Source organism: Mycobacterium sp. (genome assembly GCF_032159565.1).
In the GTDB taxonomy this organism is placed as follows: Bacteria; Actinomycetota; Actinomycetes; order Mycobacteriales; family Mycobacteriaceae; genus Mycobacterium.
This window is the reverse complement of record NZ_JAVHWR010000139.1, coordinates 1-12,484: the sequence shown is the minus strand read 5'-3', so window position 1 is coordinate 12,484 and position 12,484 is coordinate 1. Positions and strand designations below refer to the sequence as shown.

At 66.9% G+C, this 12,484-nt stretch carries 17 protein-coding genes; 9 read left to right on the top strand and 8 right to left on the bottom strand.

Features of this window, described 5'->3' with window-relative positions; translation table 11 throughout:
- Positions 1-52 precede the first annotated feature (52 nt).
- Positions 53-355, bottom strand: coding sequence for a DUF3349 domain-containing protein (locus QOC76_RS18740; RefSeq protein ID WP_526359088.1), 303 nt, complete (start codon positions 353-355; stop codon positions 53-55).
- 228 nt (positions 356-583) lie between these two features.
- On the opposite strand from QOC76_RS18740, the gene QOC76_RS18735 reads away from it, so the two are divergent.
- From QOC76_RS18735 to QOC76_RS18725, 3 genes are read left to right on the top strand one after another with little or no spacing between them, the layout of a single operon-like run.
- Positions 584-1,837: an inorganic phosphate transporter gene (locus QOC76_RS18735; protein ID WP_526359086.1), complete on the top strand. Its 1,254-nt coding sequence runs from the start codon at positions 584-586 to the stop codon at positions 1,835-1,837.
- A 36-nt stretch (positions 1,838-1,873) separates the two neighbouring features.
- Positions 1,874-2,158 carry a hypothetical protein gene (locus QOC76_RS18730; protein WP_526359084.1) on the top strand — a complete coding sequence of 95 codons (285 nt, stop codon included), beginning with the start codon at positions 1,874-1,876 and terminating at the stop codon, positions 2,156-2,158.
- A 5-nt stretch (positions 2,159-2,163) separates the two neighbouring features.
- The gene (locus tag QOC76_RS18725; RefSeq protein WP_526359082.1) at positions 2,164-2,475 is read left to right on the top strand and encodes a DUF3349 domain-containing protein; all 312 of its coding nucleotides are present in this window, start codon (positions 2,164-2,166) and stop codon (positions 2,473-2,475) included.
- 24 nt (positions 2,476-2,499) lie between these two features.
- Here QOC76_RS18725 and QOC76_RS18720 read toward each other — a convergent pair whose 3' ends face one another.
- A complete protein-coding gene (locus QOC76_RS18720) occupies positions 2,500-2,889 on the bottom strand; it encodes a VOC family protein (protein ID WP_526359080.1) in 390 nt (129 codons plus the stop codon).
- 44 nt (positions 2,890-2,933) lie between these two features.
- A complete protein-coding gene (locus QOC76_RS18715; protein ID WP_526359078.1) occupies positions 2,934-3,818 on the bottom strand; it encodes an SDR family oxidoreductase in 885 nt (294 codons plus the stop codon).
- Positions 3,819-3,874: 56 nt separating this feature from the next.
- On the opposite strand from QOC76_RS18715, the gene QOC76_RS18710 reads away from it, so the two are divergent.
- Positions 3,875-4,384 carry a pyridoxamine 5'-phosphate oxidase family protein gene (locus tag QOC76_RS18710; protein ID WP_526359122.1) on the top strand — a complete coding sequence of 170 codons (510 nt, stop codon included), beginning with the start codon at positions 3,875-3,877 and terminating at the stop codon, positions 4,382-4,384.
- Between the two features lie 275 nt (positions 4,385-4,659).
- Positions 4,660-5,649, top strand: a complete 990-nt coding sequence (locus QOC76_RS18705; RefSeq protein ID WP_526359076.1) for a TerC/Alx family metal homeostasis membrane protein — start codon at positions 4,660-4,662, stop codon at positions 5,647-5,649.
- A gap of 54 nt (positions 5,650-5,703) precedes the next feature.
- On the opposite strand, the gene QOC76_RS18700 is transcribed toward QOC76_RS18705, so the two are convergent.
- The 4 genes from QOC76_RS18700 to QOC76_RS18685 form a co-directional block, all read right to left on the bottom strand.
- Positions 5,704-6,618, bottom strand: a complete 915-nt coding sequence (locus QOC76_RS18700) for a 1,4-dihydroxy-2-naphthoyl-CoA synthase (protein WP_526359074.1) — start codon at positions 6,616-6,618, stop codon at positions 5,704-5,706.
- Between the two features lie 64 nt (positions 6,619-6,682).
- Positions 6,683-7,081, bottom strand: coding sequence for a nitroreductase family deazaflavin-dependent oxidoreductase (locus QOC76_RS18695; RefSeq protein ID WP_526359120.1), 399 nt, complete (start codon positions 7,079-7,081; stop codon positions 6,683-6,685).
- A 66-nt stretch (positions 7,082-7,147) separates the two neighbouring features.
- Positions 7,148-7,609 (bottom strand): nitroreductase family deazaflavin-dependent oxidoreductase, encoded by a 462-nt coding sequence (locus QOC76_RS18690; RefSeq protein ID WP_526359072.1) that lies wholly within the window; start codon positions 7,607-7,609, stop codon positions 7,148-7,150.
- A gap of 9 nt (positions 7,610-7,618) precedes the next feature.
- Positions 7,619-8,311 (bottom strand): HAD family hydrolase, encoded by a 693-nt coding sequence (locus QOC76_RS18685; protein WP_526359070.1) that lies wholly within the window; start codon positions 8,309-8,311, stop codon positions 7,619-7,621.
- Between the two features lie 58 nt (positions 8,312-8,369).
- Here QOC76_RS18685 and QOC76_RS18680 point away from each other — a divergent pair, with 58 nt between their 5' ends.
- The 4 genes from QOC76_RS18680 to QOC76_RS18665 are packed head-to-tail and all read left to right on the top strand — an operon-like array spanning position 8,370 to position 11,440.
- The gene (locus QOC76_RS18680) at positions 8,370-9,125 is read left to right on the top strand and encodes a PIG-L deacetylase family protein (RefSeq protein ID WP_526359068.1); all 756 of its coding nucleotides are present in this window, start codon (positions 8,370-8,372) and stop codon (positions 9,123-9,125) included.
- Positions 9,126-9,168: 43 nt separating this feature from the next.
- Entirely contained in the window at positions 9,169-9,882 is a 714-nt protein-coding gene (locus QOC76_RS18675) for a glycosyltransferase family 2 protein (protein WP_526359066.1), read from the top strand.
- On the top strand, positions 9,879-10,820 hold the full coding sequence (locus QOC76_RS18670; RefSeq protein ID WP_526359064.1) for an acyl-CoA dehydrogenase family protein: 942 nt from the start codon (positions 9,879-9,881) through the stop codon (positions 10,818-10,820). The genes QOC76_RS18675 and QOC76_RS18670 overlap by 4 nt, the downstream gene beginning before the upstream one ends.
- Entirely contained in the window at positions 10,817-11,440 is a 624-nt protein-coding gene (locus tag QOC76_RS18665) for an SAM-dependent methyltransferase (protein WP_526359062.1), read from the top strand. The genes QOC76_RS18670 and QOC76_RS18665 overlap by 4 nt, the downstream gene beginning before the upstream one ends.
- Here QOC76_RS18665 and QOC76_RS18660 read toward each other — a convergent pair.
- A partial coding sequence (locus tag QOC76_RS18660) for an RNA polymerase sigma factor (RefSeq protein ID WP_526359060.1) occupies positions 11,437-12,484 on the bottom strand: 1,048 nt, incomplete at its 5' end. The two genes, QOC76_RS18665 and QOC76_RS18660, sit on opposite strands and share 4 nt — an antisense overlap.

The following is a 12,484-nucleotide window of genomic DNA, read 5'->3' as shown; positions in this document are numbered from 1 at the left end:
AGCGCTGTCAATGCCGACGTTCCAGACGGCACGGAAACTGTTCGGAGGACGGCTATTCCGTCTCCTCGGCGTCTCGTGGGTCATCGAGCGGCCAGCCTTTCCTGGCCAGTCGGGCACGCACCCGTTCGACGTCTTCCGTCGCGGGTAGTTCATCGGTGAGCTGGGTGATCAAAACGCCGATGTCGACATGGTCGAACTCGCCGCGGTTCAGCAGTTCCCTTACGACGGCTTTGACTTCGTCGTCGGTCAACCGCTGTTTCATCAGAGCGAAAAGCGGCACACGGTCGGGTCCGGGGACGCCCTCCGGATATCCCGAGGTGATCCACGCGACGATCTTTGCGAGGAACTTGTTCACCGTTTGACTCCCGACGGCGTGGCTAACCAACCTTGATCCTACGGAAGCACGATAGTGGAAGCACCGCCGTCGGGTGGACCGGGTGTCCGCGCGGGCAAACGACCTCGAGACAGTAGGTGAACACTGAATGAACACCTCGCCGGGTCCGACAATCGCCTGGCCGGAAGGGCCCTTTAGGGTGACCGGCGGCTGGTCAAACTCATTGAGAATCCATCAGAATTGGCAATCATGAGCGCAGAGATGATCATCCTGGTTCTGCTGATCGCAACAGCACTGGCGTTCGACTTCACCAACGGGTTCCACGACACCGGCAACGCAATGGCGACATCGATCGCCACCGGCGCGCTGAAGCCCAAAACCGCTGTGCTGCTGGCCGGTGTACTCAACCTCGTCGGCGCCTTCCTGTCGGTCGAGGTCGCCGTCACCGTGACCACCTCGGTGCTGAAAGTGCAGGACAGCAAGAGCGGTCAGCTATTGCCCAACATCACCCCCTCGATGGGGCTCACGATCATCTTCGCCGGCTTGATCGGCGGCATCCTCTGGAATCTTCTGACCTGGCTGTTCGGTATCCCGTCAAGCTCGTCGCACGCGCTCTTCGGCGGGCTGATCGGCGCCGGACTGGCCGCGCTCGGCATGGCCGGGGTGAACTGGACCGGCGTCACGTCCAAGGTGTTGGTTCCGGCGGTCGCCGCTCCGGTCATCGCCGGCCTGGTCGCCGCCTGCGGCACCTGGCTGGTCTACCGGATCACCCGCAACGTGATGCAGAAGCGCCGGGAAGACGGTTTCCGGTGGGGCCAGATCGCCACGGCGTCGCTTGTTGCGCTGTCGCACGGCACCAACGACGCGCAGAAGACCATGGGCGTCATCGCCCTCGCGCTCATCACCACCGGTCATCTCACCGGCGACGTGAAGAGGGACGGCCTGCCGTTCTGGATCATCTTCAGCTGCGCGCTGGCCATCGGCCTCGGCACTTACATCGGCGGCTGGCGCGTCATCCGCACACTCGGCAAGGGTCTCGTCGAGATCGAGTCGCCGCAGGGCTTCGCCGCCGAGGCATCCTCGGCCGCAATCATTTTGAGCTCCAGTGCCGCGGGCATGGCGCTGTCGACCACCCACGTGGCGACCGGCTCGATCCTGGGCAGCGGTGTCGGCAAGCCGGGCGCCGAAGTGCGCTGGGCGGTCGCAGGCCGGATGGCCGTCGCCTGGCTCGTCACCCTGCCCGCCGCCGCACTCATGGGTGCGCTGGCGTTCTGGCTGTCGCACGGGGTCGAGTCGCTGACCGGCTCCGACCTGGCGGGCGACGGGCTGATCTTCGTCATTCTGTGCGCGCTGTCGTTCTACATCTGGTGGCGCGCCCAGAAGCAGAAGGTCGACGCCAGCAACGTCAACGCCGACTGGGACGACAAGACCAACTCCGTCGTTCCAGCCGTTGTGCGGGAAGCCGCCGTCGAAGGCAAGGACAAGGACGCCGCTGCGGTCTGACCGTCGACCCGTCCTCCTAACAAAGGGAAATCATCGATGACTTACGTAGAAGCCATCCTCAAGGTCCTCGTCGTGGGCCTGCTGCTCGGCGCCGGCCTTCCCGCCATCTTCGCCACTGGCATGGTGGCCTTCTCCAACGGGGCCGGTGGCGAACACTCCGACGGCACCGTCACCGCACCCAATCCGATCCTGAAGTACCTGGGCCTCGTGCTCTTTGCGCTGGTTGCCCTGGTGATTCTGGTCGCGCTCCTCTGGATCACCAGGAACACCCTCATTCACCACTTCGGCTTCGATCCGTTCCCCGGCGTCAAGAAAGGCTGACCTGAATGACCGAGACCAACCAGAGCGTGTTGAGCACCGTTCTCGGATGGCTGCACCAGGGCTATCCCGACGGTGTGCCGCCGAAGGACTACTTCGCACTTCTCGCTCTCTTGAAGCGGTCACTGACCGAGAACGAGGTCATCCAGGCCGCGCAAGCGGTCCTGAAGAAGTCGGCGGCGACCGACACCGTGAGCGAGAACGAGATCCGCACCGCCATACACCGGGTCATCGAAAAAGAGCCCAACCCGGAGGAGATCCACCAGGTCGCCGCCCGGCTGGCCTCTGTCGGCTGGCCATTGGCGGACTGCTCACACTGAACTGGCTGACTGGCGGCCCTCGGCTTATGAGCTGGGGGCCGTCCAGCGTCTCGTGTCCCGGCGAATCGGATGCGTCTCCGGCACCTGCACGAACATCAGCGTGACGCCGTCCGGGTCCGTTACGTGCATCTCGTGCAAACCCCAGGGTTCATGGCGGGCTTCCCGCGCGATCGGCACGCCGCGGCCGGCCAGCTCCTTCTCGGTGGCATACACGTCGCGGACCTGCAGCCACAGCGTTCCGCCCGCGTTCGGTTCGCCGTGGCCCGCCAGCTCGACTAGCGATTGGCCCGCATAGAAGACCGTGCCCCCGTCGTACTCGCGGGCGATCGCCAAGCCGAGCTCGTCGCGGTAGAACCGCATCGAGCGTTCATAGTCGGCGGGCCGCAGGAGCATCCGGCTCGCCAGGATCTCCATGCGTCTGGTCTATCACGTCGTGTGCCGTATTCCGCACAGGCGCGTCAGGCGCCCGGCTGCAGGCGCTGCCGCTTCATCAACGCGTTGAGCAAGCCGGGGGCGACGGTGTCGAGGGCCTTGGCCGTCACGGCCATTCGCGGCGCGATGCGCACCGGCCGGAGGCGCGCGGCGGTGATCATCCAGTCGGCGGCCTCGCTGGGGGTGAGCGCAGGGAGCCCGTTGTAGGCCTTCGTCGGCGCGATCATCGGCGTGGCCACCAGCGGGTAGTACAGCGTGGTCGAGTTCACGCCCTTGTGCGACCACTCGGTTTCGATGACCCGGCTGACCGCGGACAGCGCGGCCTTCGAGGCGTTGTACACGGCGAAAAGCGGCGAGGATTCGCTGAACACACCCCAGGTCGCGACGTTGATGATGTGGCCGTCGCCGCGCTCCAGCATGCCGGGCGCCAGGGCACGGATCAGCCGCAGCGGCGAGTAGTAGTTGAGGGCCATCGTCCGCTCGACGTCATGCCAGCGCTCCAGCGACTCGGCCAGCGGGCGGCGGATGGACTTGCCTGCATTGTTGACCAGGATGTCCACGCCGCCGATCTCCTTCTCGACGCGAGCGGCGAGCGCATCGACCGCATCGAGGTCGGCCAGATCGCAGTCGATGGCGAGCGCGTCGCCGCCGTCGGCGAGTATCCGGTCGGCGACGTCGTTCAGCAGATCCTTGCGTCGGGCGACCAGGACGACGGTGGCGCCGCGGCGGGCGAACTTCTCGGCGGCCGCCTCGCCGATGCCCGATGAGGCGCCGGTGAGCAGGATGCGCTTGCCTTGCAGGTCGACGTCCCGCTGACCCGGCCTGTGCAGCATCAGCTGAGGAGCGACCGGCGGTCGCATGCTGGCCAGCACCAGCTTGTCGACCAGCCGCCGCAGTGGGCTCTTACTCACCCGTGGAGTGTATGGACCGCGATGAGATGGTCGCCGTCACAGGGTCGGTATGGAACATGGCGATAAACGGAAAGCTTGATACCCGGTTCAGTGAAGCCGCCGAAGCAGTCGGCTGGCAGCAGGTCAGTGACCTGTTGACCGCTGCCGAACTCTACTGGCTGACGACCGTCCGCAAGGACGGGCGGCCGCACATCACGCCGCTGGTCGGCGCGTGGGTGGACGATGCATTCGTGTTCTGCACCGGACCCGAGGAGCAGAAGGCGCAAAACCTCAACGGCTCGACGTCGGTGGCGGTCACGACGGGCGTGAACACGTGGGACGACGGGCTCGACATCGTCGTCGAGGGCGATGCCGAACGGGTGACCGGTGTGGACGCGTTGACGAAGCTGGCCGACGTCGTTCGCGAGAAGTACCACGGCGACTGGGATTTCACGCCTTCCGACGACGGCTTCGGTCACAGCGACGGCGACGGCGATCGCCACATCGCCCACGTCTACCGCGTGCCACCGACCAAGGTGCTGGCCTTCGCCAAGTCACCGCACGGTCAGACCACGTTCCGCTTCTAACGCCCGTCCTTCGGCGAGCAGACGCAAAATCGCACTTTTGGCGCCCATTTCATGCGAGTTTGCGTCTGCTCGCCAGGTGAAACCCTTTCCCCGGATGCAACAGATTCTGCACCGTGGACTATAGTTCTGCTTGTTCGTGAAGGGGAGTATTCCTCCGCGGCACTCGTCGTCATCACGGAAGGCCCCACGGCCGACCCGGCGGTGCCGGTCTCAGGCTAGGGCCTGAGGCGGAAGAGACCTTCGGACCGTTGCTTGCTGCCGTCCGGAGGTCGATCGTGAATTCTATTGTCTCGCCGCTGGTTTGGATCATCACCGTCGTGGTGTTGGTCGGGATCATCATCCTCGACCTCGCGGTGATCGGCCGCAGGCAACAAACCGTCACCACCAAGGACGCTGTCCGCTGGGTCCTCGTCTACATCGGGCTGGCGGTCGCGTTCGCCGTCGGACTCTTCGTCTTCGCGCCCGGCGCCAGCGGCCAGGAGTTCGTCGCCGGCTACATCACCGAATACAGCCTGAGCGTGGACAACCTCTTCGTGTTCATGATCATCATGGCCCGGTTCGGCGTCCCTGAACTGGCACAGGACAAGGTGCTCTACATCGGGATCATCCTGTCGCTCGTCTTTCGCGCCGTGTTCATCTTCGCCGGGGCGGCGGCGATCGCCGCGTGGAGCTGGGTGTTCTACATCCTCGGCGGGTTCTTGCTCTACACCGCGATCCAGCTGGCGCTCGAGGACCCCGACGGCGAACCCGATTTCCACAAGAACCCGCTACTGAGATTCCTGCGCCGCATCCTGCCGCTCAGCGAGGACTACGACGGCCGCAAGCTGGCCACCCGGTCAGAGAAACGCCGGATGTTCACCCCGCTGGTGATCGTCATCGCCGCGATCGGCATCGCCAACGTCGTGTTCGCCCTCGACTCGATTCCGGCGATCTTCGGACTCACCAACGACGCATACATCATCTTCACCGCCAACGCGCTGGCCCTGATGGGCTTGCGGCAGCTGTACTTCCTGATCGGCGGGCTGCTCGAGAAGGTCATCTACCTCAGCAAGGGGCTGGCCGTCATCCTCGGCTTCATCGGCGTGAAGCTCATCATCGAGGCGCTGCACCACTCGCACCTCGACCACGTCGGCCGGTTCCACATTCCCGAGATCGGGATCGTCACGTCGCTGCTGTTCATCGTCGCCACGCTGACCATCACGACCGTGTTGAGCCTGGTCAAGACCAACCGCAACACCCGCCGCGCCGCCGCTGCCGAAGCCTGATTGCGATTTCGGCGCGATTACCGACGCTGAGCGCAAGTGAGCGCGCCGAAATCGCTAGAAGTAGCGGGGGAAGGGGCTCCAGTCGGGGTCGCGCTTCTCCAGAAACGCGTCGCGGCCCTCGACGGCCTCATCGGTCATGTACGCCAATCGCGTTGCCTCACCGGCGAACAGCTGTTGGCCGACCAGGCCGTCGTCGGTGAGGTTGAACGCGTACTTCAGCATCCGGATCGCCTGTGGCGACTTGCCGTTGATCACCATCGCCCACCCCAACGCGACTGCCTCCAAATCGGCGTGGTCGACGACCTCGTTGACCGCGCCCATCGCGTGCATCTGCTCGGCGGTGTAGGGCCTGCCGAGGAAAAAGATCTCGCGGGCGAACTTCTGCCCGACTTGCTTGGCCAGATACGCGCTGCCGTATCCGCCGTCGAAGCTGCCGACGTCGGCATCGGTCTGCTTAAACCGGGCGTGCTCGCGGCTGGCCAGCGTCAGGTCACACACCACGTGCAGGCTGTGCCCGCCGCCGGCCGCCCACCCGTTGACCAGGCAGATGACGACCTTCGGCATGAACCGGATCAGCCGCTGCACCTCGAGGATGTGCAGGCGTCCGGCGCGGGCCGCGTCGACGGTGCCGGCCGTCTCACCCGCCGCGTACTGGTAGCCGGTGCGGCCACGGATGCGTTGGTCGCCACCGGAACAGAACGCCCAGCCGCCGTCCTTCGGCGACGGCCCGTTGCCGGTCAGCAGCACGACGCCGACGTCGGAGGACATCCGGGCGTGGTCGAGGACGCGGTAAAGCTCGTCGACGGTGTGCGGGCGGAAGGCATTGCGCACTTCGGGCCGGTCGAACGCCACCCGCACTGTCGGCTGCGGTTTTCCGTCGACGATGTGACGGTGGTAGGTGATGTCGGTCAGCTCGAAGTCGTCGACCGGCTGCCACATGTCCGGATCGAACGGGTTGTCGGAGCTCATCCGCTCGACTCTAGGTGCTGCGTTCGCTCGTCGGAACGCCGCTACGGCAATCCCGGATGAGTCGTCATACGGGGTCGACGCGGAAGACAGGGCAGCGGCCCGCCAGTGCCTCGTACTCGTCGGGGTTGGGTCCCGTCACCAAACCCGCGTTCTTCAGAAAGCTCACCCCGGTCGGCACCTCGACCGGGAACAACCGCAGCAGCGGTCGCGCCTCATCGGGCGGAAGCTCAACCATCCGAACGCGTTCGGTCGCGCGGCCCTGACGCAGTTCGACTTCGCCCGCAGCACGCGCATTGGCAGCCCAGTCGCCTCCCGGTAGCCCGGCGAGCACATAACGATTGCCGTCGACGGACATCGGCGTGATGGGCGTCGAGCGCAGCTTGCCCGACTTGCGGCCCCGCACCGTCAGGATTACCGGTCCCTTACCGCCGAACCCGATACCGAGCCGCTGCACCCCGATCATCGCTTTGTTGACGTACTTCAGCCACCACGGCGGCCGAATGCGCTTGCTGTTGGGCACGATTCGACGCTACGTGATGGGGTCGATGCGGAACACCGGGCAGCGGCCCGCCAGTCTCTCGGCCTCCTCGGGCGTGCCCTCGGTCAACAGTCCGACGCGCTTCATGAGTTCGACGCCGGTCGGCACCGCGACGGGAAACGCGCGCAACACCGGGCGCGCCTCCTCCGGCGACAGCTCCACCATTCGAACCCGCTCGCTGCGTCGGCCCCGCGTCAACGTCACCTCACCCACCGAGCGGACGTTGGTCACCCAGTCGGCGCCGGGATAGCCGTTGACGACGTAGCGCTTGCCGTCGACGTCCATGGGCGTGACGGGCGTCGACCGCGGCTTGCCGGTCTTGTGGCCGGGCACGGTCAGCACCACCGGAGACTCGGCGCCGGAGATCGGTACGCCGAGCCGCAGCATCAGCACGAACACCTTGTTGACCGGCTTGAGCCACCGCGGTGGCCGGACGCGCTCGCCGTCGGACATGGCCCGACGCTATTGCGATTCCAGGTCGACCCCGTGGCGGGTCAGCGCGGTCCGCAAGCCGTTGGGGCGCTGCGTTGTCGGCAACGGGTCGACGAGCAGGAATCCACAGCCGAGCGTCCTGGCGCCACCGTCGGCCTCTTCGCTGTCACCGACCATCACCGCGTACTCGGGCGCGACGCCCAGCCGCGTCAGCGTGGTCTGGAAGATCGCCGGGCTCGGCTTGATCGCCCCGACTTCGAAAGACAGTACGAACTCGTCGACGTCGTCGGCCGCCCCGATCGCGTCGAACGCCGGCCGGACGTCGAAGGCGATGTTGGAGACCACCGCGGTCTTGATGCCTTTGCGGTGCAGACGCTTGAGCACATCGGCGGTGTCCGGGTACGCGGTCCACGAGGTCGGGTCGATCACCCTTTCGTAAAGCGCCTCGGCGTGATGGTCGGGCAGCCCCGATTTACGCAGCACATGCAGGTACGCCTCGCGGTGCAGATGCGGTTCGAGGTCGCGGTTCACCCACGCTTCATAGGCTTCCGGGGTTATGTCGACGGAACGACCGGTCGGTGCGGTGAGCCGGCGCATCAGCTCGGCCTGCACGTGCGCGTCGACTTCGCGTTCGTCGACCTGCATGCCGTGAAACCAGCTGTCGTCCTCTTCGAGACGGAACAGTGTGCCGGAGTAGTCGAAAAGCACGGCGCGTACGGGCACAGCTGATCCTTGCATGGCCGCGGGGTGTGGAATCCATGCGATCGGTTACTCACTGGCGGTGACCGAGCCGATCAGCAACTCCGCTCGATTGGCGGCGCAACCCATTGCCGGGGGCGGCACCCCGGTCGACATGTGGACCAGGTGGGGCAGGCGGCTGGCGCCGCTGAACTTCGATCACTGCCCGGCACTGATCCTGGTTGCGGCTCACCCCGATGACGAAACCCTGGGACTCGGGGCCACCGCCGCGATGCTCGCCCATCGCGGCATCGCGGTGCAGGTCGTCGCGGTGACCGACGGTGAGGCGGCGTATCCGGAAGATCACCACGGCCGCGAGAAGCTAGGGCAGACCCGGCGCGACGAGCTCATCACGGCCTCGGCATGTCTCCGCCTGCCGAGGCCGATCTTCCTCGGCATACCCGACGGGGAGGTGGCGGCCAACGAGGACCGGCTCGAGGTCGAATTGGAGGCGGTGCTGGCCGAATCCCAACCGGGGGCCTGGTGTGCGGCGACCTGGCGTGGCGACGGCCACCCCGATCACGAGGCGACCGGCCGGGCCGCCGCGGCGGCTTCGAAGGACGTCCCGGCGGTGTTCATCGAATATCCGGTATGGATGTGGCACTGGGCGCTGCCCGACGATCCCGCGGTGTCCTGGGACAGCGCCCGACGGGTATCGCTGACGTCGAGGGATCTTGCGACGAAAGCCGATGCACTGCAATGCTTCTCCAGCCAGTTGGAGCGAACCACCGGTCCGCCCTTGCTGCCGACGGCGGTCGTCGAGCGGCAGTTGGCGGTCGGCGAGATCGTGTTCGTCTAGCCGTTGGGATGTGAAAACTTCGCTTTTCGGCTAATTTTTCGTGATGGAACCGGCCAATGTCGTCGTGGTGGTGCCCGCACACAACGAGCGGCCGCACCTGCCGCGCTGTCTACGCGCCATCACGACCGCGGCGGTGTGCCTGCCGGTTCCGGTGTTGACCGTCGTGGTGCTCGACGCAACCGACGACGGCAGCGATCGGTTGGTCGGGCAATACGGTCCCGACGTCCACTTCGTCACTGTCGACGCGGGCAATGTCGGCGCCGCCAGGGCGGCAGGCTTCGAGTATGCGCGCAGGGAGAGCGCAGGCATCGATACCGAATCAACGTGGTACGCGAGCACCGACGCCGACAGTGTGGTGCCCGCCGACTGGCTGCTGCGCATGACCGAATCCGCCGCCGACATGGTGCTCGGCGTCGTACACGTCGCGACGTGGCGGCACCACACGGCCGAGGCGGTGCGGCGCTACCTGCGCGCGTACCACTCGAAAGGGCCGGGCCACAACCATGTTCACGGCGCCAACATGGGATTTCGGGCCGACGCGTACTGGGCCGTCGGCGGCTTCCGCGCCTTACCGACCGGTGAGGACGTCGAGCTCGTTGACCGCTTCGAGGCGGCGGAATTGCGGATTCACCGTGACGCCGCTCTGTCGGTGGAGACCTCGGATCGGCGCGACGCTCGGGCGCCGGGTGGATTCGCGCACCACCTCCGTGGACTTTCGGGCTCGATGTTCAAGCGGACGGCCGGCGAGGGGGCATGAGCAGCCCTCTCGTCGAGCGTTGGCTGGCAGCCGGCGAGTTGGACCTCCCGCTGCCGGGTTCGGGTCGGACAGCGCAGCGGTGGCGTCGGCTTTCCGAACTGACCGAAACCGACGTCGTCGCGGGGCGGCTGGCCGAAGCGCACACCGACGCCGTCGCGATCCTGGCCGAGTTGCATGGACCCAGCCCGCAACCGGCCCAGCTTTGGGGCGTCTGGGCTGCCGAGTCGAGCGCTGCGGTCGTGTGCGCCAACGGCGACGGTGTCGACGTGACGCTCGACGGCACCAAGGTGTGGTGTTCGGGTGCGGGCATCTGCACGCACGCCTTGGTGACCGCGCGAGACGACGCCGGGCGGCGCGGGCTGTTCGCCGTCGACCTGAGCGACCGCCGGGTGCAGCCGCTGGCCGGTAACTGGCACAACGCCGGAATGGCGGGCTCCGACACCCGATCCGTGCATTTCACCGGAGCGCCCGCGGTCAGCGTCGGCGCTGCAGGCGAATACCTTGACCGCCCCGGCTTCTGGCACGGCGCCATCGGCGTGAGCGCCTGCTGGCTCGGAGGCGCGCGTGCCGTGGCCGCGCCGCTCTACGGGCGGGCCGCCTGCGACTCGGCTGATCCGCACGCGCTGGCGCACCTGGGTGCGGTCGACGCGGCGATCGCAGCCGCCGAGGCGACACTGCTGGCGGCGGCGTGCCAGGTCGACGCGGACCCGCTGAATCGCGAACGACGAGCGGAGTTGATCGCGCGGCGCGCCAGGGCGGTGGTCGAGACGGCGGTGGAGGAAGCGATCGGCCGGACCGGAAGGGCGCTCGGGCCCGGCCCCCTTGCTCAAGACGCCGGGCATGCGAGACGCGTCGCCGACCTGACGATGTACGTCCGCCAGAGCCACGCCGAGCGCGACCTGGCCGAGCTCGGCCGGCTGGCGGGACGATTGGGATGACGGCACGACTACCGAACGAGTACTTCAACCGGATGTACGAAGGGTCCGCCGACCCGTGGCAGCTGCAGCACCGGTGGTACGAGCAACGCAAATTCGCGATCACCGTGGCGTTACTGCCACTTCCGCGGTACCGGCACGCCTTCGAGCCCGGTTGTTCGGTGGGCGTGCTGACCGAGCTTCTCGCCGGTCGATGCGATCGCGTGACCGCCACCGACCTCGTGCCTGCTGCGCTCGACGCCACGGGCCGGCGGCTGAAGCAGTCGGGCCGACACGAGGGTGTCACGTTGCTGCAGCGGTCGCTCGACGACGATTGGCCGACAACGGATTTCGACCTGATCGTCTTGTCGGAGGTCGGCTACTACCTGCAAGCCTCCACGCTGCGCGCGATACTGGACCGCGAACTGCCGCGGCTGACCGGTCCCGCGACGGTCATCGCCGCGCACTGGCGGCACGCCGTCACCGACTACCCGATGACAGGCGACCGCACCAACGAGGTGATCGCCGCAACGCAGGGACTGCACCGGATCGGTGGCTACTGCGACGCCGACGTGGTGATCGATGTGTTCGACACCGCGACGCCGACGTCCGTGGCGGCGCGCACAGGTGTCCCGGGCTCCTAGCTGCCTCGGACCCGAGAAGCCTTGTCGGTCAATACTTCTCGCTCCCGTTCGTTGTCGGTGAGCGCGGCGGCTGTGGTGAACTCGATGGCGGCCTCGTCGCCGCGCCCGAGGCGGGCAAGCAACTCGCCGCGAACGCTGGGCAACAAATAGGAGCCGTCGAGACCGCTCAGCCCGTCGACGATCTCCAGTGCGCGGCGGGGCCCATCAGAGAGGTCGGCCATCGCCACCGCGACGGCCCGATTCAGCGCGACGACCGGTGACGGCGAGATCTGTAACAGCCCGTCGTACAGCGCGACGATCCGGTTCCAGTTCGTGTCGTCGGCGGTTGGCGCGGTGGCGTGGCATTCGGCCAGCGCGGCCTGCAGCGCGTACGGCCCCCAGCCCGTACCTCGCTTCTCGACGGCCTGCGCTGCCCGCTGCAGCGCGGCGACTCCGCGGCCTATCTGCGCGCGGTCCCACATCGTGCGGTCTTGGTCCTCGAGCAGGATCGGCGTCCCGTCCGGGCCGGTGCGTGCACCGAGCCGCGACGACTGGAACTCCATCAATGACACCAGCCCGTGTACTTCCGGCTCGTCGCTCACCAGAGCAGCGAGCACGCGGCCGAGGCGAAGAGCTTCGCTGCACAGCTCGTCGCGAATCCATCGCTGCCCGAACGACGCCGAGTAACCCTCGTTGTAGATCAGGTAGATCACCGACAGCACCGCCGACAGCCGCTGCGGATACTCCGTGCGATCGGGCACCTCGAACGGCACGTCCGCGGCGGCCAGCGTCTTCTTGGCCCTGGTGATGCGCGCCGCGACAGTCGGCGTCGACGACAGGAACGCCCTGGCGATCTCCTCGGTGGTCAGGCCGCCGACGACACGCAGGGTCAGCGCGATCTGCCCCTCGCGCGACAGCACCGGGTGCGTCGAGATGAAGATCAGCCGCAGCACGTCGTCGTCGATGCGGTCGGGATCCCAGGCGGGCGCGTCGATGTGGGTTTCCAGTTCGCGCGCGAGCGTCGCGTACTTCGAGTCGAGGTTGTCCTGACGGCGCCAGTGGTCG

Coding starts and splice junctions, on each gene's coding strand:
- QOC76_RS18735 (WP_526359086.1), top strand. CDS start 584: ATGAGCGCAGAGATGATCATCCTGGTTCTGCTGATCGCAACAGCACTG.
- QOC76_RS18730 (WP_526359084.1), top strand. CDS start 1,874: ATGACTTACGTAGAAGCCATCCTCAAGGTCCTCGTCGTGGGCCTGCTG.
- QOC76_RS18725 (WP_526359082.1), top strand. CDS start 2,164: ATGACCGAGACCAACCAGAGCGTGTTGAGCACCGTTCTCGGATGGCTG.
- QOC76_RS18720 (WP_526359080.1), bottom strand. CDS start 2,889: ATGGAGATCCTGGCGAGCCGGATGCTCCTGCGGCCCGCCGACTATGAA.
- QOC76_RS18710 (WP_526359122.1), top strand. CDS start 3,875: ATGGCGATAAACGGAAAGCTTGATACCCGGTTCAGTGAAGCCGCCGAA.
- QOC76_RS18700 (WP_526359074.1), bottom strand. CDS start 6,618: ATGAGCTCCGACAACCCGTTCGATCCGGACATGTGGCAGCCGGTCGAC.
- QOC76_RS18695 (WP_526359120.1), bottom strand. CDS start 7,081: ATGATCGGGGTGCAGCGGCTCGGTATCGGGTTCGGCGGTAAGGGACCG.
- QOC76_RS18690 (WP_526359072.1), bottom strand. CDS start 7,609: ATGTCCGACGGCGAGCGCGTCCGGCCACCGCGGTGGCTCAAGCCGGTC.
- QOC76_RS18675 (WP_526359066.1), top strand. CDS start 9,169: ATGGAACCGGCCAATGTCGTCGTGGTGGTGCCCGCACACAACGAGCGG.
- QOC76_RS18670 (WP_526359064.1), top strand. CDS start 9,879: ATGAGCAGCCCTCTCGTCGAGCGTTGGCTGGCAGCCGGCGAGTTGGAC.
- QOC76_RS18665 (WP_526359062.1), top strand. CDS start 10,817: ATGACGGCACGACTACCGAACGAGTACTTCAACCGGATGTACGAAGGG.